The 23217-nt window shown below is 68.0% G+C and carries 19 protein-coding genes; 6 read left to right on the plus strand and 13 right to left on the minus strand.

What is annotated here, in order from left to right; genetic code table 11:
- The first annotated feature begins 2 nt into the window (after positions 1 to 2).
- The 4 genes from QYL93_RS22735 to QYL93_RS22750 all read left to right on the plus strand — a co-directional run bounded on the left by QYL93_RS22735 (position 3) and on the right by QYL93_RS22750 (position 4439).
- Positions 3 to 1487, plus strand: a complete 1485-nt coding sequence (locus QYL93_RS22735; protein ID WP_305745790.1) for an efflux transporter outer membrane subunit — start codon at positions 3 to 5, stop codon at positions 1485 to 1487.
- Positions 1488 to 1640: 153 nt separating this feature from the next.
- Positions 1641 to 3077 carry an NAD-dependent succinate-semialdehyde dehydrogenase gene (locus tag QYL93_RS22740; RefSeq protein WP_305745791.1) on the plus strand — a complete coding sequence of 479 codons (1437 nt, stop codon included), beginning with the start codon at positions 1641 to 1643 and terminating at the stop codon, positions 3075 to 3077.
- A gap of 169 nt (positions 3078 to 3246) precedes the next feature.
- Entirely contained in the window at positions 3247 to 3768 is a 522-nt protein-coding gene (locus QYL93_RS22745; RefSeq protein ID WP_305745792.1) for a MarR family winged helix-turn-helix transcriptional regulator, read from the plus strand.
- Positions 3765 to 4439: a GNAT family N-acetyltransferase gene (locus QYL93_RS22750; protein WP_305745793.1), complete on the plus strand. Its 675-nt coding sequence runs from the start codon at positions 3765 to 3767 to the stop codon at positions 4437 to 4439. The genes QYL93_RS22745 and QYL93_RS22750 overlap by 4 nt, the downstream gene beginning before the upstream one ends.
- Positions 4440 to 4489: 50 nt before the next feature.
- On the opposite strand, the gene QYL93_RS22755 is transcribed toward QYL93_RS22750, so the two are convergent.
- From QYL93_RS22755 to QYL93_RS22815, 13 genes are all read right to left on the minus strand, one after another.
- Positions 4490 to 6661, minus strand: coding sequence for a TonB-dependent siderophore receptor (locus QYL93_RS22755; protein ID WP_370877022.1), 2172 nt, complete (start codon positions 6659 to 6661; stop codon positions 4490 to 4492).
- A 217-nt stretch (positions 6662 to 6878) separates the two neighbouring features.
- Complete coding sequence (locus QYL93_RS22760; protein WP_305745794.1) at positions 6879 to 7595, minus strand: DUF4198 domain-containing protein; 717 nt, start codon at positions 7593 to 7595, stop codon at positions 6879 to 6881.
- A 110-nt stretch (positions 7596 to 7705) separates the two neighbouring features.
- Complete coding sequence (locus tag QYL93_RS22765) at positions 7706 to 9931, minus strand: TonB-dependent receptor (protein ID WP_370877023.1); 2226 nt, start codon at positions 9929 to 9931, stop codon at positions 7706 to 7708.
- A 28-nt stretch (positions 9932 to 9959) separates the two neighbouring features.
- On the minus strand, positions 9960 to 10193 hold the full coding sequence (locus QYL93_RS22770) for a hypothetical protein (RefSeq protein ID WP_305745795.1): 234 nt from the start codon (positions 10191 to 10193) through the stop codon (positions 9960 to 9962).
- Positions 10190 to 11377 (minus strand): PepSY domain-containing protein, encoded by a 1188-nt coding sequence (locus tag QYL93_RS22775; protein WP_305745796.1) that lies wholly within the window; start codon positions 11375 to 11377, stop codon positions 10190 to 10192. The genes QYL93_RS22770 and QYL93_RS22775 overlap by 4 nt, the downstream gene beginning before the upstream one ends.
- Before the next feature lie 212 nt (positions 11378 to 11589).
- Complete coding sequence (locus QYL93_RS22780; protein ID WP_305745797.1) at positions 11590 to 13737, minus strand: TonB-dependent siderophore receptor; 2148 nt, start codon at positions 13735 to 13737, stop codon at positions 11590 to 11592.
- A gap of 28 nt (positions 13738 to 13765) precedes the next feature.
- Positions 13766 to 15928, minus strand: coding sequence for a TonB-dependent siderophore receptor (locus QYL93_RS22785; RefSeq protein WP_305745798.1), 2163 nt, complete (start codon positions 15926 to 15928; stop codon positions 13766 to 13768).
- Positions 15929 to 16001: 73 nt separating this feature from the next.
- Positions 16002 to 16334, minus strand: a complete 333-nt coding sequence (locus QYL93_RS22790; RefSeq protein WP_305745799.1) for a DUF3325 domain-containing protein — start codon at positions 16332 to 16334, stop codon at positions 16002 to 16004.
- A 10-nt stretch (positions 16335 to 16344) separates the two neighbouring features.
- The gene (locus QYL93_RS22795) at positions 16345 to 18060 is read right to left on the minus strand and encodes a PepSY domain-containing protein (RefSeq protein ID WP_305745800.1); all 1716 of its coding nucleotides are present in this window, start codon (positions 18058 to 18060) and stop codon (positions 16345 to 16347) included.
- Positions 18057 to 18365, minus strand: coding sequence for a DUF3649 domain-containing protein (locus QYL93_RS22800; protein WP_305745801.1), 309 nt, complete (start codon positions 18363 to 18365; stop codon positions 18057 to 18059). Before QYL93_RS22800 ends, QYL93_RS22795 begins: the two co-directional genes overlap by 4 nt.
- Positions 18366 to 18382: 17 nt before the next feature.
- Positions 18383 to 18643 carry a hypothetical protein gene (locus tag QYL93_RS22805; protein WP_305745802.1) on the minus strand — a complete coding sequence of 87 codons (261 nt, stop codon included), beginning with the start codon at positions 18641 to 18643 and terminating at the stop codon, positions 18383 to 18385.
- Positions 18644 to 18973: 330 nt separating this feature from the next.
- The gene (gene bfr / locus QYL93_RS22810; RefSeq protein WP_110532733.1) at positions 18974 to 19450 is read right to left on the minus strand and encodes a bacterioferritin; all 477 of its coding nucleotides are present in this window, start codon (positions 19448 to 19450) and stop codon (positions 18974 to 18976) included.
- Positions 19451 to 19645: 195 nt separating this feature from the next.
- Positions 19646 to 20446 (minus strand): FTR1 family protein, encoded by an 801-nt coding sequence (locus QYL93_RS22815; protein ID WP_305745803.1) that lies wholly within the window; start codon positions 20444 to 20446, stop codon positions 19646 to 19648.
- A 366-nt stretch (positions 20447 to 20812) separates the two neighbouring features.
- Between QYL93_RS22815 and ahpC the strand changes: the two genes are divergently transcribed.
- Both ahpC and ahpF read left to right on the plus strand, forming a co-directional pair.
- On the plus strand, positions 20813 to 21388 hold the full coding sequence (gene ahpC, locus QYL93_RS22820) for an alkyl hydroperoxide reductase subunit C (RefSeq protein WP_007854684.1): 576 nt from the start codon (positions 20813 to 20815) through the stop codon (positions 21386 to 21388).
- 166 nt (positions 21389 to 21554) lie between these two features.
- Positions 21555 to 23162 (plus strand): alkyl hydroperoxide reductase subunit F, encoded by a 1608-nt coding sequence (ahpF, locus tag QYL93_RS22825; RefSeq protein WP_305745804.1) that lies wholly within the window; start codon positions 21555 to 21557, stop codon positions 23160 to 23162.
- Positions 23163 to 23217: the final 55 nt, after the last annotated feature.

Consider the following 23217-nt stretch of genomic DNA (forward strand, 5'->3'; position numbering starts at 1 on the left):
CAATGAATGCCACTACGATTTTTTCCGACCCTTCCCTGACCGTGCGGCGCGCGGCGCGCCTGGCGCCGCTGGTCGCGGCCCTGGTGCTGGCCGGCTGCATGGGCACGCCCATCGCGCCGCAACCTGAGCATGCCGGTGTGGCCGTGCCCGCCAGCTTCAGCGTGGCCGATGGCGCACCCGCCTGGACCACCGCCGCCCCTGCCGAGGCGCAGCCGCGCGGCGAGTGGTGGCTGGGCTTCCAGGACCCGGTGTTGAGCAGCCTGGTCGAGCGCGCAGCCAGCGGCAACACCAGCATCCAAGAGGCTGCGGCCCGTCTGGCCGAGGCGCGCTCGCTGCTGCGCTCGGCCGACGCCGCGCGTGCCCCGCAGGTGGGTGCTTCGGCCGGTGCCAGCCGCCAGGCCGGTGCCGGTACCACGGGCAGCACGCAGGCGTCCACGCTGACCACGGCCGGCCTCAACGTCTCTTACGAGCTCGACCTGTTCGGGCGCCTGTCCAAGGCCAGCGATGCGGCGCGCCTGGATGCCCAGTCCCGCGATGCGCTGCTGCAGAGCACACGCCTCATGGTGCAGGCCGACGTGGCGCAGACCTATCTGCAACTGCGCTCGGTGCAGGCCGAGCAACTGCTGCTGCAGGGCAGCCTGTCGGCCTACCGCGACACGCTGCGCCTGACGCAGCGGCGCTTTCAGGCCGGCGACGTGGCCGAGCTCGACGTGGCGCGCGTGCAGACCGAAGTGGCGGCCACCGAGTCCGAGGCCTTGGCCCTGGAGCGCCAGCAGGCGCTGCTGTCCAACGCCCTGGCGGTGCTGGTGGGTGACGTGGCCACCGGCTTTGCCGTGGCACCGGCCGCCAGCGATGCGGCCCTGCCCGTGATCCCGGCCGGCGTGCCCGGCACGGTGCTGGCGCGCCGGCCCGACGTGTCGGCCGCCCAGGCCTCGGTGCTGGCGGCGCAGGCGCGCGTGGGCGTGGCCGAGGCGGCCTGGTTCCCGGCCATCACGCTCACCGGCAATGCCGGCCAGGCCTCGCCCGAGCTCGGTGACCTGTTCAAGTGGTCGGCCCGCTCCTGGGGCATTGGCGCCCTGCTGTCGCTGCCGATCTTCGACGGTGGCCAGCGCAAGGCGCAGGAAGAGGGCGCCCGCGCCCGGCTGGAGGCGGCCATGGCCGCCCACCGAGGCCAGGTGCTGGTGGCCTTTCGCGAGGTGGAGGACCAGTTGAGCGCGCTGCGCCTGCTGGCCGGCCAGTCCGAAGCGCAAAGCCGTGCCGTGCAATCGGCTGTGCGTGCCACGCAGCTGTCGGACTCGCGCTACCGCAACGGCCTGGTGAGCCAGCTCGAACTGCTGGACGCGCGCCGCAGCGAGTTGCGCAATCGCCGCCAGGCCTTGCAGGTGCGCACCGCGCAGTACACCGCCACCGTGGGCCTGATCCGTGCGCTGGGCGGCGGCTGGGGCGATGGCAAGGGCGCAGCCCTGGCGCAGGCACCCGCCCGTTGAGTGGTCGTTGTCGCGGGCGGGCTTGACAGGGACTTTCCGGGGTGCCCGCCCCGGCCTGCTGCAAGGGGCCTATAGTGCCGGGTGTCGCCGCTCGACCGATGGGTTGGTTTTGTGGCCGTCCCCCTCACTTCCCTTGCACGCAGGAGCATCCGCATGAGTTATCCCGATACCCGCCTCTTCATCGCCGGCCAGTGGCAGGACGCCGCCGATGGCAAGACCATCGCCGTGCACAACCCCGCCACCGGCAAGGAAATCGGCCGTGTGGCCCATGCCGGCACGGCCGACCTGGACCGTGCGCTCGAAGCCGCCCAGAAGGGCTTCGAGGCCTGGCGCGACATCCCCGCGGCAGACCGCGCCAAGACCATGCGCCGCGCCGCCGTGCTGATGCGCGAGCGCGTGGACGCGATTGCCGCCATCATGGTGCAGGAGCAGGGCAAGCCCCTGGCCGAAGCCAAGGTCGAGACCATGGCCTCGGCCGACATCATCGAATGGTTCGCCGACGAATCCATGCGCGTCTACGGCCGCATCGTGCCCTCGCGCAACCTCAAGGCCCAGCAACTGGTCATCAAGGACCCCGTGGGCCCCGTGGCGGCGTTCACGCCCTGGAACTTCCCGATCAACCAGGTGGTGCGCAAGCTCGCGGCCGCGCTGTCGGCCGGCTGCTCCATCCTCGTCAAGGCGCCTGAGGAAACCCCGGCCAGCCCGGCCGAGCTGATCCGTGCCTTCGCCGATGCCGGCGTGCCCGCCGGCACCGTGGGCCTGGTTTATGGCGACCCGGCCGAGATCTCCAACTACCTGATCCCGCACCCCATCATCCGCAAGGTCACCTTCACCGGCTCCACGCCCGTGGGCAAGCAGCTCGCGGCCCTGGCCGGCAAGCACATGAAGCGCGTGACCATGGAGCTCGGTGGCCACGCCCCCGTGATCGTGGCCGAGGACGCCGACGTGGCCCTGGCCATCAAGGCTGCCGGTGGCGCCAAGTTCCGCAATGCGGGCCAGGTCTGCATCTCGCCCACGCGCTTTCTGGTGCATGAAAGCATCCGCGCCGAGTTCGTGGCCGCGCTCACCAGCCACGCCCAGGGCCTGAAGGTCGGCGACGGCATGGTCCAGGGCACGCAGATGGGCCCGCTGGCCAACCCGCGCCGCATCACCGCCATGGCCGACCTGCTGGCCGACGCCGTGCAGCAGGGCGCGCAACTGTCCGCCGGCGGCGAGCGCATCGGCAGCGAAGGCAATTTCTTCCAGCCCACGGTGCTCGACAACGTGCCGCTGTCGGCCCGCATCTTCAACGAAGAGCCCTTCGGCCCCGTGGCCGCCGTGCGTGGATTCGAGAAGATCGAGGACGCGATTGCCGAGGCCAACCGCCTGCCTTTCGGCCTGGCCGGCTATGCCTTCACGCGCTCGCTCAAGAACGCCCACCTGCTGTCCCAGCGCCTGGAAGTGGGCATGCTGTGGATCAACCAGGCTGCGGCCCCTGCGGCCGAGCTGCCCTTCGGCGGCCTGAAGGATTCAGGCTACGGCTCCGAAGGTGGCTCCGAAGCCGTCGAGGCGCACCTGAACACGCGCCTGGTCTCGATCATGAACGTTTGAGGCCTGCGCCTTGTCCCCCGGCTGCACCACAGTGCAGGCCGGGTGGATGGGCGGCCATTCACTGCAGATCGGACAGGTGTCTGGTCTGCCCATCTGCCCTGTCTCCCACAAACCAGTTGACCTTGGTTGGTTAAATATATAGCATGATATATATCAAAGTAATAATATCATGATCCACGACATCGTCAGAGAGTTGGGGTTCCTCACGCTCGGCACTCGCTTTCGCCGGATCGGCGAATCCCTGCAGGCGCAGACCCAGGCGCTCATGGTCCGGCATGGCATCGACATGCCTGCGGCCCATTTCCCTTTGCTTGCGGCGCTGGACCGGCATGGCCCGCTGGGCGTGGGGGAACTGAGCGCAGCGGTCGGTGTCAGCCAGCCGGTGGTCACGCGCTCACTGCGGGGGCTCGAGGCCAGCGGGCTGGTGGAATCCCGCTCCCTGGAGGGCGACCGGCGCATCCGCAAGGTGCAGCTGAGCGAGGCAGGGCAGGCGCTGGTCGAGCGCGCCCGGCGCGAGGTCTGGCCGGTGATCGAGGCCTCGGTGGCCCAGATCTGCGCGCCGCTCGAAGGCCCATTGCTGCAGCAACTGGCCGCGCTGGAGGCGGGCCTGGAACATACCTCGCTGCTGCAGCGTGCCGCAGTGTCTATCGCGGCACAGCCCGCGCGATCCCACGGAAAGGCATCCCGATGAACAGCCCCCTCGACCGCCCTGTGTGGGCCTCTCTGCGCCATGCGCCGCAGCTCGCCGAAGGCGGGGACCTCGCCAGGCGTTATCGCCGCGACGTGAACCTTTTCGCGTCCGCGCGCGATGACGACAGCGCCAGCCTTGCGGCGCTGGCCGACCTGGTGGGGGCGGGAGAATCCGTCTACCTGGCGCAGGTGCCACCCGTGCAGGTACCGCCGTGCCTGAAGATGGTGCGCAGTGCCCAGGGCGTGCAGATGCTGGCCAGGCAGCCCGTCACGCCCGAGCGGGGCGAAGAGGCCGTGCTGGCGCTGGGCGATGCGGATGCGCCCGAGATGCTGGCGCTCGCGCAACTGACCGAGCCCGGTCCCTTTCTGCCGCGCACGCACACCATGGGTCGCTTCTTCGGCGTGCGGATCGGGGGGCGGCTGGCCGCGATGGCTGGCGAGCGCATGCGTTTTGCGGGCGCCACCGAGGTCAGCGGGGTCTGCACCCATCCCGACTTCCGGGGGCGCGGCCTCGCGCGCCAGCTGTCGTCCGTGGTGGCGCATGCCATCCAGCAGCGTGGCGAACAGGCGTTCCTGCACGCCTGGGCCTCCAACCATGCGGCCATTGCGCTGTATGAACGCCTGGGCTTCGAGACCCGGACCGAATTGCATGTGGCGGTGCTGGCGCGATAGGCCCGCGCGCGGTGAAGGTACACGCAGGTCCCGTTCACCGGCGCGGTGCCTCAGAACCGGTAGGTCGACGTCAGCGCATAGGTGCGCCCCTGCCCATAGAAGCAATCGCCCCGCGCCAGGCACTGGGTGACGTGCACCTTGTCCGCCAGGTTGGTCACGTTGAAGGCCAGGCGCCAGTCGCCTGCGTCGTAGGCCAGCAGGGCATCGGCCAGCGTGGCCGAGGGGGTGGTGATGGCCGAAGTGCCGCTCCACTGTGAGCCGGTGTAGCGCACGCCGGCGCCCACGGTCCAGCCGCCGCGGCCTTCGGAGGCAAACCGGTGCGACAGCCAGGCCGATGCCGTGTGCTTGGGCACGCTGGCCACGGGCAGGCCCTGGTCGCCAGCGTTGCTGCGCGAGATCTTGGCATCGGTGTAGCCGTAGGCCAGGGTGGCGTCCCAGTGGCTGGCCAGGCTGGCGGTGATCTCGGCCTCCAGGCCGGTGACCTTGACCTCGCCGATCTGCAGGCTGTTGAGCGGGTTGGCCGGGTCATTGGTCTTGCGGTTGGTTTCGCGCAGCTGGTAGGCGGCGACAAAGGCCGAAATGCCCTGGCCTGGCGGCTGCCACTTCACGCCGGCCTCCCACTGCTTGCCGCGCGTGGGCTTGTAGGGTGTGCCGTACACGTCCACGCCGCCCAGCGGCTGGAAGGACTCGGAGTAGCCCACGTAGGGGGCCCAGCCGCCGTCCATCTGGTAGGTGGCACCGGCGCGCTTGGTCCAGGCCTTGTCGTCCACGGCGGCCGCAGGGCGGCCTTCGGTGTCGGTCTTGGCGCTGTCGTGGCGCAGGCCCAGCGTGGCCGTCCATCGACCCCAGGTGATCTGGTCCTGGGCATAGAAGCCGAGCTGGCGCTGCGCCACGCCCGGCTGGCGCACCAGGGCCGAGGCCGCAGGCGGCGTGAAGTTGCCGTACACCGGGTTGTACACGTCGATGGACGGGGCTACGGCGCGCCAGGCCGACTGGCCCGAGTGGTTGCGCTGCACGTCCAGGCCTGCCAGCAGCGTGTGCTGCGTGGCGCCTGCGTTGAGCTTGCCTTCGAGCTGGGTGTCGATGAGCAGCATGCGGCCGGTGTTGAGGTTCCACACCGCGTCTCGCACCACCGTCCTGTTGTCGCTGTTGAACACCGGCCGCCCGGGGCGGCCCGTTCCGGCATTGGCCGTGAAGCTGGTGTAGATGGTGCGGTAGTCCACCTCGGTCACGGTGCGGCGCAGGTTCTGGCGCACGGTCCAGGCATCGTTCAGGCGGTGGCTGAACAGATAGCCCCAGGAGCTGTTCTCGGTGTTGAAGGCATCCCAGCCCGGCTCGCTGATGAAGGTCGAGCGCGGGATCTGGCCATAGGGGCTTGGCAGTTGCGTGCCCTGCCAGGGGAAGAAACCGATCAGCGATCCGCTCTTGTCCTTCTGGTACAGGCCTTGCAGCGTGAGCGAGGTGTCCGCGCTGGGGCGCCAGGTCAGCGAGGGGGCCAGCACAGTGCGGTCATCGGCCACGTGGTTGACCTGGGTATCGCTGTCGCGGCCCACGGCCACCAGGCGGTACAGCCACTGGCCATTGGCATCGAGCGCGCCGGTCAGGTCGGCAGCGATCTGCTTGCGTGCATGGCTGCCCACCTGCACCTGCACTTCGCGCGCAGTTTCGGCCTGGGGGCGCTTGCTCGTGAGATTCAGCACACCGCCCACACTGCCCTGGCCATAGAGCACCGAGGTGGGGCCACGCAGGAATTCCACGCGCTCCAGCGTGTACGGATCGGGCCGGCTGCTGTTGTAGGTGCCGTAGGTGCGCAGAAGGCCGTCCTGGTACTGCGAGACGTTGGCGCCGCGTGCGCTGAAGCTGTCCACGCGGCTGTCGAAGTAGTTGGAGACGGCGCCAGCGGTGTAAGCCGTGACCTGGCGCAGCGTCTGCACGCCCTGGGCCTCCATCTGGTCGCGCGTCACCACGCTGATGGCCTGCGGCGTTTCGAGCAGCGGCGTGTCGGTCTTGGTCGCGCTCAGGGCGCGCTTGGCCACGAAGCCGGAGACCGGCGCCGTGGGGTTCTCCCGCTCTGCGCCGGATTGCACGGTCACGGGGGCGAGGGTGGCTTCAGCGGCAGGGGGTGTGGCGGTCTGGGCCTGTGCACAGGCGCTGCAGACCATCAGGAACGCGGCGTGTGCAACGGCAGTGCGCGCAGGTCGCGCGGGGCAGTGGGATGGCATGGTCTTCAATGGTGGTGCAGCCTGCGGCCATGCGGCAGCGAAGGCGGGTTGGCTGGGGTGTGGCGGTGCGCGGCCGGCGCCGTGAAGGCTCCGGTGGCAGTGGCTGGCGAAGGAAAAGGGCCGGTTGCAGGTCCGGACGCCCTGGCAACCCCCCACCAGGCTCGATGGCCCTGCAGCCGCCTGGGTTGGGGGTTGGCGCCCCTTCGGGCGCGGGTTGTCAGTGCTTTTCGGGGGCGGGTGGCAGGGGTGGCGAGACAGCGCCATCGGCCTGCACGAAGCTCAGCGTGGTGACGTAGCTGGCCTCACCATACTTCTCGCCCTGGGCTTCGCCGGGCGTCTTGTCGGTGTGGTGGACTTCGGCCACGTACTGGCCCTTCCAGGGGGTCAGGAACTCCACGGTGCCGTCATCGGCGGACTGGGCTTCGCGGCTCCAGCCAGCGGGCGAGACCAGTTGCACCTTGGCCTTGGGCAGCGGCTTGCCGTTGAACACGACCTTGAGCTGGCCGGGCTTGCCGGTGGGCACCAGGTCCAGCGCCTGGCCGGGGGTTACCGGTTGTGCCAGGCTGGCGACCCAGCGGGCCGAGGGCTGCCAGTACATGGCGGGCAGGTTGCGCTTGCTGCGGTCGATCAGCGGGTAGGTGGCGGCGGCGAACAGCGTGTCGGCATTGCCGGTCACGGTGTAGGCAAAGGCGTCCTTGGTGAGCTTGCCCTCGACCTTCTGGCTGGCGGTGCCGGCGCGCTGTTCGAGCACGGGCACGCCCTTGAACTTGTCCAGCGAACCGGGGGAGGTTTCGCGCAGGTTGTCGTTGAACTCGCCGAAGTGCAGGCGGGCCTGGCCACCGGCATTTTCGAGCCACACCTGGTGGGCTTGGGCTGCGCTGGCGCCGAGGGCCAGCAAAGCGGCGGCCAGCAGGGGCTTCATGGAGGATTGCATGGAAGTCTTCCTTTCAATGGTTGGTGTGGAACACGGAAATCGAACAAACGCCCCCTCCACGCGGTTGCATGGTCGGGGCTGATGGCACGGGTCGTCGACCCTGCCGGGGATCAGAAGTCGACGCTGGCGCTCAGGCTGAAGGCACGCGGAGCACCCACCACCAGATAGCCCGAGCCTGGGTAGCCGCCCACCGAAGCCCAGTGGTTCTTGTCGGTCACGTTGTCGATGCGCGCGCGCAGCGTGACCAGCTTGCCGCCCATCTCGGTCAGGTAGCGGGCACCCAGGTCCAGGCGGTTCCAGCCGGCCACGCGCAAGGTGTTGGTGGCGTTGGCATGGCTCGATCCGGTGTGCACCAGTCGGCCGTCCAGGGCCAGGCCGCGCACGCCGGGTACGTCCCACTCCAGGCCCAGGTTGGCCTGCAGCTTGGGCACACCGATCACGCGCTGGCCTTCGGTGAGTGCCGAGCCGGTGCGCTGCTGCGTGGCTTCGAGCCAGGTGGCACCGCCGAGCACGCGCAGGCCGCTCATGGCCTCGCCCTGCACGGCCAGTTCCACGCTCTGGTGGCGGTCCTTGCCGCTCGCGCCGAAGATGCCTGCGGCATCGACCACAGAGCGTGGCTTGTCGGTGGAGAACAGCGCCAGGCTGCCGCCCACGCGGCCGGCGTCGTACTTCACGCCGATTTCCTTTTGCTTGGAGACATAGGGGGCCAGCATGGTGCCCCGGTTGGCTGCGGTGGAGGGGGCGGTCTCGCCCTGGCTCAGGCCCTCGGCGTAATTGGCGTACACCGACAGGCTCTTGTCCAGCTTGTACAACGCAGCCAGCAGGGGGCTGGTGCGGCTTTGGTCATAGCGGTCGCTCTGGGCGCCGGTGGCGTATGCGAAATTGGCGATGTCGAACTTCTGATGGCGCAGGCCCAGCGTCACGAGCAGGCGCTTGTCCAGCATCGACAGTGTGTCGCCCAGCGCCACGCTGCTCAGCTTGATGCGGCCTGTGGTCAGTGGGTTGCCCATCACCCCGCCGCGCAGCGCGGTGCCGCTGTAGGCCGGCGTGGCGGTGTACAGCGGGTTGTAGAGGTTGGTGGCCTGGGTGTTGCCGAAGTCCATGACATAGGCATTCTTCTTGTCAAGGCTGAAGGTGGATGCAGCGATCACCCACTCGTGGCCGACGCTGCCGGTCTGCAGCTTGCCGCGCAGGCCCAGTTCGCCGGTGTTCACATTGTCCTTGCGGTTGTTGTCGAAGCGGTAGGTCGTGCCTGCGCCTGTGGCAGCATTGGCCACCGAGAGGTTGGCCAGCGAGTTCGACTCGGTGCCGCTGCGTGCACCGGCGGCGGCCCAGGCCGTGACGTTCGGGTTGATGTCCCATTCGCCGCGCAGCGTGCCGAAGGTGTCGCGCTCGTTGGAGAACGCCCAGGGCTGTGCAAAGTTAGAGTTGCCGTCGGGTGCGGTGGGCACGGAGGTCACTGCGCCGAGCGTGACGTTCGTGCGGGTGCGGTTCAGCTTGTGGTCCTGCCAGCCGATGTCGCCCGACAGGCGCACGTCGCGGCTGCGCCAGTCCAGGCCCACGGCGGCCAGGCCGAGCTTGGCCTTCTCGTCGTCGACGGCGGTGCCGCCATTGTGCGAGGCCACGTTGACGCGGATGCCGGCGCTTCCATCGGGACCGAAACGGCGCGCGATGTCGGCCGAAATGTCGGTGTGGCCACCGCTGCCGACGCCGAAGCCCACACGGCTCAGGGGCTCGTTGGGGGCGCGCTTGGGCAGCAGGTTGATGGCACCGCCCAGGCCGCCACCACCGGGGTTGGCGCCGTTGAGGAAGGACGATGCGCCGCGCAGCACTTCCACGCGCTCGAACAGCTCGGTGGCGATGTACTGGCGTGGCAGCAGGCCGTACAGGCCGTTGTAGGCCGTATCGTCCGAGCCCAGGATGAAGCCGCGGATGAAGTACGACTCCTGGAAGTTGCCGAAGCCCCGGGCCACGCGCACGGTAGGGTCGTTCTGCAGCACGTCGCCCACGCTGCGGGCGTGGCGGTCCTGGATCAGTTCATTGGTGTAGCTGATGGCAGAGAACGGCGTCTCCATGGCATCGCGCGTGCCCAGAATGCCGACGCGGCCGCCGCGTGCCACCTGGCCGCTGGCATAGGCGGGCGACAGGCCCTGCGCCGATGCGTCGGCACTGGCGTTCACGGTAACGGTGGCGAGCGCCTTGTCGCTGCCGGTGCTGGTCTGGGCTTGCACGGCGGGCAGGGCCAGCATGCACAGCAGAGCCGCAGCAAGGGCCGCCGGTGTGTGCGGGAATTGGGCACGGGACGGGCCCTGGGGCGTGAAGGCGGTGTGGTGCATGGTGCTCGGCGATAAGAGGAAAGAAGGGTCAGAAAGGGGTGGCGGGGTCATCGCCGGGGTCAGGATCCGCAGGGGCTGCAGCCGGCGTTGGCCGCCAGGTGAACCAGCCCATCACGGCGACCGGCACCCCCAGTCCGACCCAGGCCCACCAATCGCCCCAGGTGTCTGAGACCAGCGCGGTGGCCAGCCCGCTGGCGGTCAGCAGCCCCAGCACGATGGGCCAGCCCCACAGGGTGCGAAACGGCGTGGGTGCGTTTTTCATGCGGACTGCTCCGGACGGGCCATGGTGGCCGTGGCGCCAGCGGGCAGGCCGGTGGCCGTGGCGGGTGCAGGCGCGGCGGCCGAGGCAGGTGCCCTGCGGCGCAGCCACAGGTACAGGCCGCTGCCCAGCACCACGATGGTGGCGATGTCGAGCAGCGCCCAGAGGATCTTCATGGGCATGCCGCCATAGTCGCCAAAGTGCAGCGGCTGCGAGACCAGCAGTGCCGTGAGGTACCAGGGCAGCTGCGGCGCGGCGGTGACCTGGCCGCTGTGGGCGTCGACCAGCACCGGCTGCAGCAGGCGCGAGGTCAGGGGCTCGGCACCGCGCAGGAACACGGTGTTGTGGTGCGGGCTCGAGAACGAGGTGCCCGGGAAGGCGATGAACGACAGTTTGTTGCCTGGCGCGTGCGTGCGCGCGGCGTCCACTGCCTGCTGCATCGGCCCGCGCTGGTCCATGGCGATCACGGGCTTGCCCTTGTAGGGCGCCAGCAGGGTGGACAGCTGGTCGTACTGCCAGTACTTGATCATCAGGTCGGCCCAGGTGTTGATCATGCCGGTGGCGCCCACCACCAGGGCCCAGACCAGGGTGACGACGCCCAGCAGGTTGTGCAGATCAAGCCACTTCACGCGCGTGGAGCGATCGCGCCGCACGTCGCCGAAGCGCAGCTTGCGCATGAAGGGCGCGTACAGCACCACGCCGGTGACGATGGCCACCAGCAGCAACAGCCCCATGAAACCGAGGAACAGCTTGCCCGGCAAGCCGGCGAACAGGTCCACGTGCAGGCGGAACATCAGGTTCATGAAGCCCTGGTTGGTGGGAATGTCGGACAGTACCTTGGCCGTGCGCGCATCCACCGCCACGGACTTGAAGTCCTCGGTGGGCTCGGGCGTGTGCGTGAGGGTGACGAACCAGACCTTGTCGTCGTCCTCGGCCTGCGATACGAACTGCACCATGCGCCCGGGGTGCACGGCCCGGGCGGCAGCGATCACGGTATCGAGGCTGGCGCGCGGCGTCCCATCGGGCATGGCGGGCGCCTCGACCTCGGTGCCCAGCAGATGGCCGATTTCGTGGTGGAAGATCAGCGGCAGGCCCGTGAGGCACAGCAGCAGCATGAAGACGGTGCAGACCAGGCTGGACCACTTGTGGGTCCAGGACCAGCGGCGGATGGCGGTGGGTGACAGCATGGTGCGGGGCTCGGTGGACCCCCTTTGGGTCATGTCGATGGACGAGGGCCGCCACGGCTGCAGGGCCGAGAGGGCATTTGGGCCCGAATTTTACAATGCAAGTAAGAATGATTTGTTTTTGCGTTGTCTTTGGCTTGTTGTTTTGATGCCCAAAAAAAGCTCGGCGCCCTTGGGAGCGCCGGGTTGTGCAAACGCACGCAGGGTGCGCGTGATCAGTACCTCGCCTTGAGCGCCAGCGTCACGCGGCGCGGCTCGCCGTAGAAGTTCTGGCGAAAGGTGTTGGAGACCTTCTCGTAGTAGGTCTTGTCGAACAGGTTGTCCACCGAGAGGTTCAGCGCAAGCTGGTCGTTGATCTGGTACCCCACCTGGGCGCTGGCCAGCACATAGTCGCCCGGGGTGATGCGCAGTGCGCCGCTCTGCGCGAAGAACTCGCTGCGGTAGGAGACACCGCCGCCGATGCTGAAGCCACGCAGCGCGGGCGAGGTGAAGGCATAGCGCGTGAACAGGTTCACGCTGTGGCGCGGGGTGATGGGGCTGAACACCTGGCCCTGCTGGGCTACGGGTGCCTTGAGGTAGAGCGTGTCGTTGTAGGCGTAGCCCGCCACCACGTCCCAGCCGGGCTGGGGCTGGCCGCTGACCTCGGCCTCGAAGCCTTGCGAGCGCACCTTGCCGCCGGCGTAGAAGGCACCAGCCAACCGGGAGTCAGCGATAGCACGGTCTTCGTCGATGATGCGGAAGATGGCGGCATGCGCCTGCAGGCGCTTGTCCAGGAACTCGCCCTTCACGCCCACTTCCACCTGCTTGCCGGTGCGGGGATCGAGCAGCTGTTTGTCGATGTCGAGCTGGCTCTGCACCACGAAGGTCTCGGAGTAGCCTGCGTAGGCGGTGTACTGCGGATGAAAGTCGTACAGCACTGCCACCGAAGGCACGAACTGGCGGCCCGGGTCGGCCACGCTCGTGGCGGCACCGGTGCTGGTGCTGCGCGTCACCGCGTCGGCCCAGCTCAGGCGCCCGCCGGCCAGGACCTTGACAGCGTCCGCCACGCTGACCTGCACCTGGCCGTACAGCGCGTTCTCGTTGCGCGTGGTGATGGCCGTGTAGCCGGGGAGCCCGAGAGCCGGGTAGGGCGCGTTGTAGTTGGGCGTGAGCAGGTTGGCCTGGGACGGGGTGCCGTAGACGAAGTTGTTGTCGTAGCTCTTGTTCTCGCTGCGGCTGGCGCCCACCAGCAGGCGGTGGGTGCGGCCCGCCACGTCCACCGGCAGGCTGGCGAACAGGTCGTAGTTGCGTGTCTTCACATGGGTCAGGCCATCCACCATTTCCATGGTGAAGTTGCCATTGGGGGCGAGGGCGCTGTTGGCGCGGGCTGCGCTGTAGAAGGCGGTGCGGTCCACATCGCGGGCCGACAGGCGCACCGTGCCGCCACCCGAGAGGCGGTGCTCCAGTTCGGCAAACAGGTCGGTGGTCTCCAGGTCCTGGCGGTTGGAGGCCAGGCCCGAGAAGGCACTGCGCGGCAGCTCGGCCAGGCGGCCATCGGCATAGGTGGGCAGGCCCTGGTCGATGGATGCGCGCACGCGCTGCTGCGCGCCGCCGATGGACAGTGTGGTGGACGGGGCGATGTCCCATTCCAGCGTGCCATAGCCCAGGCGCTTGTTGTTGAACAGGGTGTCGACATGGCTGTCGCGGTCTTCCGCCACGGCCACAGCGCGGGCGCGCACGGTGCCTGCAGCGTTGAGTGCACCGCCCACGTCCACCTCGCCGCGGCGCAGACCGAAGGAACCCACGGACGCATCGGCGTTGATCATCAGTTTGCCCGGTGCGCGCTTGCGCACCAGGTTCACCGTGCCGCCCGGCTCGCTGCCGCCCTGCAGCATGCCGGCGGGGCCGCGCAGCACCTCTATGCGGTCGTACATGGCGGCGTCCAGCGTGCTGTAGTTGCCCTGCGGGATGGGCACACCATCGAGCTGGATGGACCCAAGATCGAAGCCGCGCGACTGGAAGCTGTTGTAGTTGCCCGCACCGTCTAGGCGGGTCACGTTGATGCCGGTGCTGAACTTGACGGCGTCTTCGACCTTGGTGACGTTGCGGTCGTCCAGCTGCTGGCGCGTGATGACGCTGATGGACTGCGGGATCTCCCGCGGCGCCTGCTCCATCTTGCCCACGCTGAGCTGGCGGGCCGTGTACTGGCCCGTGCCTTCGGTGGTGTCGATGGAGTTGGTCACCTTCACCTCGGGCAGGGCGGCGTCCTGCGCTTGGGCTGTCGCCAGGCAGCTGCAGGCGGCCAGCAGGGCCAGTGTGGTGAGGCGAAACGAGGGCGCAGTGGATGCGCGCAGGTGGTGGGTAAAAAGGCGGCTTTGTGTCATGGCATGGGCACTGTGGGTGCAAAAAGACTCAGAAGCGTGTGCGCAGCGTGACCTGCAGCGCGCGCGGCGAGCCGGGCAGGATCAGGTTGTCGTTGCTGCCATGGGCCGACACGTAGTACTTGCGGTTGGTGAGGTTCTTCACGTTCACGTCCAGACCCCACTGGCCCAGCGTGTACTGCATTGCGGCGTCCACCGTGGTGTAGGCGGGCAGGGTGACCAGATTGGTCAGCGACGTGTAGCGCTCGCCCACGTGGCTCACGCCACCGCCCAGGCGCAGGCCGTGGCCCACATCCCTCATGGCCCACAGGAAAGCCGAGTTGCGGGGCGTGAGCGCGGCCACCTTGCCCTGCGAGGGCACGTTCACCGTGGGCAACTGGCTGCTGGCGGCCGTGGCCAGGGATTTCGCCATGCGGCCATTGAGGTAGGCATAGCCTGCGCTCACGTCCCAGCCGGACAGCCGGCCGCTGCCGGTGAGCTCCAGCCCATTGGTGCGCTGCGTGCCCACGTTGATCTGCCGCGCAGGGTTGGACGGGTCGGTGTTCTTGATGTTGGTGCGTTCCAGATTGAAGAGCGCGCCGGTGAGATTGAGGCGGCCGTCGAGCAGGTCGAGCTTGACGCCGATCTCCTTGTTCTGCGTGATCTCGGGCTCGTTGGCCGTGTTGTTGGCCGCCAGTGCGAAGGTCTCGCCCGAGGGCTGGAAGGACTTGCTGTACGACACGTAGTACGACACCTGCTCGCTGGGCTGCCAGACCAGGCCGGCGCGCGGGCTGAATTTCTTGTCGGTGCGCTCAAGGCTGGCCAGGGTGCGGTCAAAGCGGGTGTCCTGCTTGAAGACGTCGTAGCGCGCGCCCACCAGGGCCTTCCATTGCGGTGCCAGGGTGATCTGGTCCTGCAGGTACAGGCCCACGGTGCCCTGCTCCGTGTGGCTGGGGATGGCGCCGGTGGCGGTGTAGGCGCTGGCGGGGATGGCAGGCGTGGGCACGTTGCCGGGGCTCAGGATGCTCACCCGGTCCACCACGCCACCCGAGATGGATTCGGCGCGTTTTTTCTGCTGGCCCAACTCCATGCCCATCAGCCATTCCTGGCGCAGCCCGCCCAGGTGGTTGCGCCAGGTCACGTCGGTCTGGTTGAACACGCCGCTTTCGTCGCGAAAGACCAGGCTGCGGGTGCGGCCCACGGTCATCGTGACCGGGTCGGTGGTGCCGCTGGGCAGGGTGTTGTAGCGGTCCAGGGTGTAGTCGTACACGCGGGTGACGTTGCGCACCGACCAGTCGTCGTTGAAGCGGTGGTTGAGGGTGGCCGTGAAGGACTGGACGTTGCTGGTGCTGGTGTCGTCCTTCACCGCCGTGCCCGAGCCGTAATAGGTGCCGGCCGGCACGTTGACGGGGCGGCCGTTGAGCGCGGGGATGCCGAAGTCCGTCAGCCGCTGGTCGCGGGCGTTGGTGTACTGCAGCAGCAGCTGGGTCTCGGGTGCGAGCTTGAGCGCCAGCGAGGGCGCGAAGTTGTGGCGTTTGACGAACTGCTGGTCGCGGTAGCTGCCCGAATCCTCGCCCGCCAGGTTCAGGCGCAAGGCGGCGGCATCGTTGATGCCCAGGTTCACATCGGCCGTGGCGCGGCGGTAGTCGTGGCTGCCCAGGCCCAGGGTGGCTTCGCCCGAGGTGGTGCCGAACACTGGCTTCTTGGTCACGCGGTTGATCAGGCCGCCCGATGAGCCCCGGCCGTAGAGCACGGCCGCCGGGCCCTTGAGCACCTCGATGCGTTCGATGTCGGCCAGGTCGCGGAAGTACAGCGCGTCGTCGCGCACGCCGTCGACGAACTGGTCGGCGATGGCCGTGAAGCCGCGGATCACCACCTGGTCGCGCTGGCCGTCGCCATGGCTCATGGCCACGCCGGGCACGTTGCGCAGCGCGTCTTCCATGGAGCGCGCGCCCTGGTCGCGCAGCAACTGCCCCGGCACCACGTTGACGGCCTGGGGCACATCGCGCAGCGGGGCGCTGCCCTTGGTGGCCGTGGTGCTGGCGGCGGGGGCGTAGGCGTCGTCCGCAGCGCCCGACTTGATGGTGACCTCGCCCAGCGTCTGGGGCGCGCGGGGCGCGGGGACGGACTGGGCCAGAACAGGGGTGCCGAAGGCGGCGATCAGGGCCACGGCCACAGGCGTGCGTACGGCAGAGAACAGGGGATGCAGGGGCATGGGATACCTTGGGCGGGACACAGCGATGGAAGAAAAAGAAACCGGTGAGAGGGGGGTGGGGAGGGGCAGCCCATCACCACCCGGCGGCGCAGGCGGCCAGCCCGGCCAGCAGGGCTGCGCCGGCCAGCGTTGGCGCGCGACGGGGCTGCCAGGTCATCACCGCGGTGACGGCCACGGCGGCCACCGACAGCGCGATGGTCCAGGCCGTCACACCCAGCGAGGAGGGGGTGCCGGAGTGGGGCCGCGCGGCCAGCCACAGCGAGAGGGCCAGCAGCAGCCAGCCCACGCGACGCAGTTGCGCCAGGCGAGGCGTGGCGGTCTCGCGGCCCAGGGCATCCTCGTGGTGGCGGTCCATGCCCAGGGCAATGGCAGACCAGGCGGCAAAGCAGAAGAAAAAGGCGGACATGGCGACTCGTTCAGGCCTGGGAGGCCGGCAGGGCATCGGGGGTGGCCATGGCTGCGGCGCGGGTGGGCACCTCGGCCTTGCGGCCTGCCTTGCCCGGCAGCGGCCGGCCCGGGCGCAGGCGCCAGGCGAGCCAGGAGAGCAGCGCACCGGTGGCCAGGAAGCTGAGGTCCATGCCGGTCCACAGCCAGTCGCCTGCGGGCAGGCTGATGCCCAGGTGGGTGGACGTGGTCAGCGCATTGAGCAGCGGCAGCGCTGCCCAGGCGGCACCGGCCAGGGCCAGCACCAGCGACCAGCCGCGCCGGTTGGGGAACAGCACGCCCCAGAGCAGGGCCACGCCCCAGGCGCCGAAGAAGTACGACAGCTCGGCATCGGGCCGCTCGGGCGCGTCCAGCGGGATCAGCCGGTTGGACGCCATGTACACGGCGCAGGCCAGCGGCAGGCCCGCTAGCGAGGCGATGTTGAGGCAGGCCACCAGGCGCTGGCCGAACGGAAGACGCAAGGGCACATCGGCCGCGGCCCCCTTGCGCTGGCCCTGCGCGCTGCGCTTGACCGACCACAGCACCATGCCGGTGGCGATCATCAGGCTGCCCAGCAGGCCAAAGCCCACCAGCACCCAGCGCATGCCCGGGCCGGCAAAGCGCCCCAGGTGCAGGCCGTAGAGCACGCCATAGGTCACGGCGGCGGGCGTGGTGGCGTCGGTCTGTTCCAGCACGGCGCCGGTGGTGCCGTGGAACAGCATGCGCTCGGGCCGGTACTGCAGGCGGTCGCCTTCGTGGCGCGTGACCTCCACCAACGGCGTGCCCTGCGCGTCGCGCCGCGCCTGGATGCCACCGATGCGCCCGCCCTCCCAGCGCTGGCGCGCGGTTTCCAGGATGGCGGCGAGTGGCATCGCGGAGGGCAGCGGCTCCACCTTGTCGCCGGGGTTGCGGCGCACGCGCCTCTCGGGCTTTTCGCCCTGCAGGTCGGCAAAGTAGGTCTGCGAATCCACGCCCTTGGGGCCCTGGTAGGCCGCAGCGATGCCCGAGGGCATGTACAGCGTGTGGAAGATCATCAGCCCGCTGAAGGTGATCATCAGGTAGAACGGCAGCACCAGCACGCCGGTGACGTTGTGCGCGTCGAGCCAGGCGCGCTGCCCGCCCTTGGCCGGGCGGAAGGTGAAGAAGTCCTTGAAGATGCGCCGGTGCGTGACCACTCCCGTGAGCAGGGCGATGAACATCAGCATGGTGGCCACGCCCACGACCCAGCGGCCTTCGATGGCCCAACGGCTTTTCTGCGCGGTGCGCAGCTCGTAGTGGAAGCGGTAGAAGAACTCGCCGCCCATGGTCTTGCGCGCATCCACCGTCTCGCCAGTCTGCGGGTTCATGAGCAGGGTCTCGAAGCGGCCATTGCCCGTGTCGCGCCACAGCAGCGTGACGGCATTCTGGCGCTCGTCGGGCATGCGCAGGATCCACTGCGTGACGTCGGGCACCTTGCGGTTCATGGCAGCGACGGCGCGCTCGGCCACGTCGGCGTTGGCGGGTGGCATGCCGTGCAGCTCGGGTCGCATCCACAGGTTCAGCTCGGTCTTGAAGAACGACAGCGTGCCCGTGAGGAAGATGGCGAACAGCAGCCAGCCCAGGACGAGCCCGGCCCAGGTGTGCAGCCAGGACATGGCCTGGCGAAAGCCTTCGCGCGCCTGTTCGCGCGCTGCGCGCGGCGCATGGGATGCGGGGGTGGTATCGGTCATTGCAGTGTCTCCAGCCAGCGCGGCGCCATGGCGCAGGTGCCCAGCACCAGCGCGGGCAGCAGGGTGCCGCCCCAGGCGCCCCAGGCCGTGCGCGCGTAGAAGGCCCAGCCCGCAGCGCCCGCGTAGACCAGCCAGGCCAGCATGGTGGCGGTGAGCACCGCTTCCACGCGCGGCATGGCCTGGGCCAGGCCCAGGGACAGCGCGGCGGTGAAGGAGGCGGCCAGCGCATAGCCGCCTGCCGTGGCGGCCAGGGCGCGCGAGGTGATGGCCAGGCGGTAGCGCCAGCCGGGATGGGTCGCTTTCATGGCCGAGCCTCCCTGCCTCAGAAGCCGCCGCGCCGTGTGGGCGAGGCGGTGCACGGGCCCAGGCGGTGGTGGTCGTGCTGGTGGGGCAGGCGGCGGTGCATGTCGGTACTTCCTGGTGTCGCGTTCGGTGGTTGCTTGCTGCCAGGGGTGCGGTGGTGCCTGCATGGCAGGCACGGCGAAACCCAGGGCGTGGCACCCGAAGGCGGCGGCGCCATGACGACGGTGCGCAGCCAACGGATGAGGGCCGCGCACAGGCGCGGCGCGGGATGCGGGGGCATCCCGGAATTCATGGTTGGCTGGCAGGAGAGGGTGCGTGAACGAACGCGCCCCGGTGCTGGGGCGCGCTGTGGAGGCGGGCTGCTGGCTGGGGCCGTAGTTTACCTAATTGCGAACGGTTCTCATTATTTGTTTGCAATTTGTGTGCGTTTGCAACAACGCTGCCCCAGCCATGGTGCGGAACGCGCCGAACAGGCATAAAAAAACGGGCCCGAGGGCCCGTTGGTGCAATGTGTGGGGTGTTTGTCGTTGGCGCTGGTTTGTCAGTCTTTTTATGGTCGAGTCTGCTTCTTCTACTGTCTTCGTGGGGCGACTCGTGAATGGGGGAAAGCTCAGTCTTCTTCGCTCATCTGGGACTGCAGGTAGTTCTGCAGGCCGACCTTGGCCACCAGCTCGATCTGGGTTTCCAGGAAGTCGATGTGCTCTTCGGTGTCGTCGAGAATCTTCTGCAAGATGTCGCGCGAGACGTAGTCGCGCACGGTCTCGCAGTGGGCGATGCCTTCCTTGATGGTGGCCTGGGCGCCTTTTTCGGAGCTCAGGTCGCAGGCCAGGATCTCCGGCACGTCCTCACCGACCTGCAGCTTGGCCAGGTCCTGCAGGTTGGGCAGGCCGTCGAGCATGAAGATGCGGTCCATGAGCACGTCGGCGTGCTTCATCTCGCCGATGGACTCGGCGTACTCCTTCTTGGCCAGCTTGTCGAAGCCCCAGTGCTTGAGCATGCGGTAGTGCAGGAAGTACTGGTTGATGGCCGTAAGTTCGTTCTTGAGCTGGGCCTGCAGATGGCCGATGACCTGTGCGTCGCCTTGCATGGGGAGACTCCTTCTTATGGTTGTTTCGCTCCCGATTGTCGTAAGGCTGCAATGCGGGCGCAAGGCAAGACCCCTTTGCGGCGCAGTGGCTGCGTGTGATGCTGAGTTGTGTTCGTGTTTGGCCTGTCCAAGGCAACACGGGCCGCTGCGTGGGTACGCAGCGGCCCGTGGCTAGGACGTGAAAGGGAGGCGGCTTTACTGCGCCCGTGCGCCCTGTGCGGAGGGCGTGCCTGCCGCGCCGTTCTGCTGGCGGTCGCGCCAATGCGCCACGCCCAGCCACACGGTAGGCACCAGCACCAGGGCCAGCGAGATCATCTGCGCAATCGTGCCTTCGGCCAGGTCTTCGGTGTTGGCATGCCACCAGGCGTTGTCGATACCGGGGATGAGGTTGCCTTCGGTGAACTCGTGCAGCGCATAAACCACGAGCTGCACGGCAAACACGGCCATGAACCAGGAGGTCACGCGAAAGAAGCGGCCCAGGTTCACCCCACGGCCATAGCGCGTCCAGGCCCAGGCGATGGCAGCGGCCAGGGCCAGGCCGGCCAGGCCGCCCCAGACCATGTAGCCGAGCTCGGCGCTGCCGGCCAGCGATGCCAGCATGGTGGCGGTTTCCACCCCTTCGCGGCCCACCATGAACAGGGCGAACAGGAACACGGCCAGCCAGGCCTGCGGGCCTTCGAGCACGCTGGCACGGTCGATGCGGGCCGCGATCTCCTGCCCCATGCCCTTGCCGGCACTGCGCATGTGCACCACGCACCAGGCCACGGCGGCGGCGGCCACCAGGGCCATCACGCCTTCCGCCACGGGCGAGAGGGCGCCTACGCGCGACAGCACCCAGCCCAGGCCCAGCGACAGCAGCAGGGCCACCACCACGCCCGCGCGCAGTGGCGTCAGCAGGTGCAGGCGCCCGGTCTTGCGCAGGTACAGGGTGGCAATGGCCACGACCAGAAGGGCTTCGAGCCCTTCGCGGAAACAGATGAGCAGGGTCTGGAACATGGATGCAGGTCTTTGCTATGGATGGTGAGCCGGTCCGCCGAAGGCGAAACGTGGCTCTTGTGACCGGTTCGAAGGGAATTGGCTACAACGGCCAAGGCGGTACCGCCGGGCGCAGGGAGCGCTCTGCGGTCTCCGGATTATGCTATTAACGAGAATCAATCTTATTTGCAGTATTTGACATGGCGCAAGGGCCGTACCCGTGCGCCCATGTGCCGGGCTGCTTTCAGGCCACCACGCAGCAGATGGCGCGCTGTCTTGATATAGTCATAGGCAATTGATCCAATGAAATCAATTAATTGGATTGATGGGCTTCAAGGGCCTAAACTTCAGTCCTGTTCAGTCAACCAACCACCAAGGAAGCCAACAATGTCCCTGATCAACACGCAAGTTCAGCCCTTCAAGACCACCGCTTTCGTCAACCGCAATGGCAAGGGCGAGTTCATCGATCTGACCGAGGCCGATCTCAAGGGCAAGTGGTCCGTGCTGATCTTCATGCCTGCAGCCTTCACCTTCAACTGCCCCACCGAAATCGAAGACGCTGCCGACAACTACCCCGAGTTCCAGAAGGCTGGCACCGAGGTCTACATCGTCACCACCGACACGCACTTCTCGCACAAGGTCTGGCACGAAACCTCGCCTGCCGTGGGCAAGGCCAAGTTCCCCCTGGTCGGCGACCCAACGCACCAGCTGACCAACGCCTTCGGCGTGCACATCCCTGAAGAAGGCTTGGCACTGCGCGGCACCTTCGTGATCAACCCCGACGGCATCATCAAGACGGCCGAAGTGCATTCCAACGAAATCGCCCGCGACGTCAAGGAAACCGTGCGCAAGCTCAAGGCCGCCCAGTACACCGCCGCCCACCCCGGTGAAGTGTGCCCAGCCAAGTGGAACGACGGCGCCAAGACCCTGGCTCCTTCGCTGGACCTGGTCGGCAAGATCTGATCGGCTGATTGCATCGGCAGAGCGGCCTTCGGGCCGCTCCCCAGCCGGACAGCGTCATGGCGCGCGTGCGCCTTGCCGTCCGGCTTTTTTACGCCTGAAATCCGGTGCCCCGGTTGCCATAAGTGGCCTGGGCCCCAACTACAACTCAAATTCAAAGGACACCACCATGCTCGACGACCAACTCAAGACCCAGCTTGCCGCCTACCTGGAGCGCGTGACGCAGCCGTTCGAACTGGTGGCCTCCCTGGACGACAGCCCCACCTCGCGCGAGATGCTGGAGCTGTTGACCACCATCCAGTCCCTTCGCAGCGACAAAATCAGCCTGCGCACCGATGGCCAGGATGCACGCAAGCCCTCGTTCAGCCTGCAGCGCGTGGGCAGCACGAATTCGCTGCGCTTTGCCGGCCTGCCCCTGGGCCATGAGTTCACCTCGTTGGTGCTGGCCCTGCTGTGGACCGGCGGCCACCCGCCCAAGGTCGAACCCGAGGTGATCGAGCAGATTGCCGCGCTCGACGGTGACTTCGAGTTCGACGTCTACATGAGCCTGACCTGCCACAACTGCCCGGACGTGGTGCAGGCGCTGTCGCTCATGTCCATCTTCAACCCCAAGATCAAGACCACCGTGGTCGAGGGCGGTGCCTTCCAGCAGGAAGTGGCCGACCGCGAGATCATGGCCGTGCCCATGGTGTTCATGAACGGCAAGGTCTTCGCCTCGGGCCGCATGTCGGTCGAGGAGATCATTGCCAAGCTCGATACCGGCGCGGCAGCCCGCGACGCGGCCAAGCTGTCGGCGAAGGCACCTTATGACGTGCTCATCGTCGGCGGCGGCCCTGCCGGCGCTGCAGCCGCGGTGTACGCTGCCCGCAAGGGCATCCGCACCGGCGTGGCGGCCGAGCGCTTTGGCGGCCAGGTCAACGACACGCTGGCCATCGAGAACTACATCTCGGTGCTGGAGACCGATGGCCCCAAGTTCGCTGCCGCGCTCGAAGCCCACACCCGTGCCTACGATGTGGACATCATGAACCTGCAGCGTGCCGACAAGCTGATCCCGGCCTCGGAACCCGGCGGCCTGATCGGCGTGCAACTGGCCAACGGTGCCACGCTGCATTCGAAGACGGTGATCCTGTCCACCGGCGCGCGCTGGCGCAACGTCAATGTGCCCGGCGAAGCCGAGTACAAGAACAAGGGCGTGGCCTACTGCCCGCACTGCGATGGTCCGCTGTTCAAGGGCAAGCGCACGGCCGTGATCGGCGGCGGCAACTCGGGTGTCGAGGCCGCCATCGACCTGGCCGGCCTGGTGGCCCATGTCACGCTGGTCGAGTTCGCCGACCAGCTCAAGGCCGATGCCGTGCTGGTCAACAAGCTCAAGAGCCTGCCCAACGTGAGCATCCACACCAACGCGCAGACCACCGAGATCACGGGCGCCGACGGCAAGGTCAACGGCCTCAAGTACAAGGACCGCGCCACGAACGAGGAGCACCTGGTGGCCCTTGAGGGTGTGTTCGTGCAGATCGGCCTGGTGCCCAACACCGAATGGCTCAAGGGCACGGTGGAGCTGTCCAGGTTCGGCGAGGTCATCGTCGACTCGCATGGCCGCACCAACCTGCCTGGCGTGTTTGCCGCAGGCGACTGCACCACGGTGCCGTTCAAGCAGATCGTCATTGCTGCGGGCGATGGGTCCAAGGCCGCGCTCTCCGCCTTCGACCATCTGATCCGCATGCCGGTGGTGGCCAAGACCACGGCGGAGGCAGTGCCCGAGGCCGTGGCTGCGTGACCCTGCAGGCCCAGCATGGAATGAACGGGAGCCTTCGGGCTCCCGTTTTTACTTT

Origin of the sequence: Acidovorax sp. A1169 (assembly GCF_030704685.1) — a bacterium.
Classification (GTDB): domain Bacteria; phylum Pseudomonadota; class Gammaproteobacteria; order Burkholderiales; family Burkholderiaceae_C; genus Acidovorax.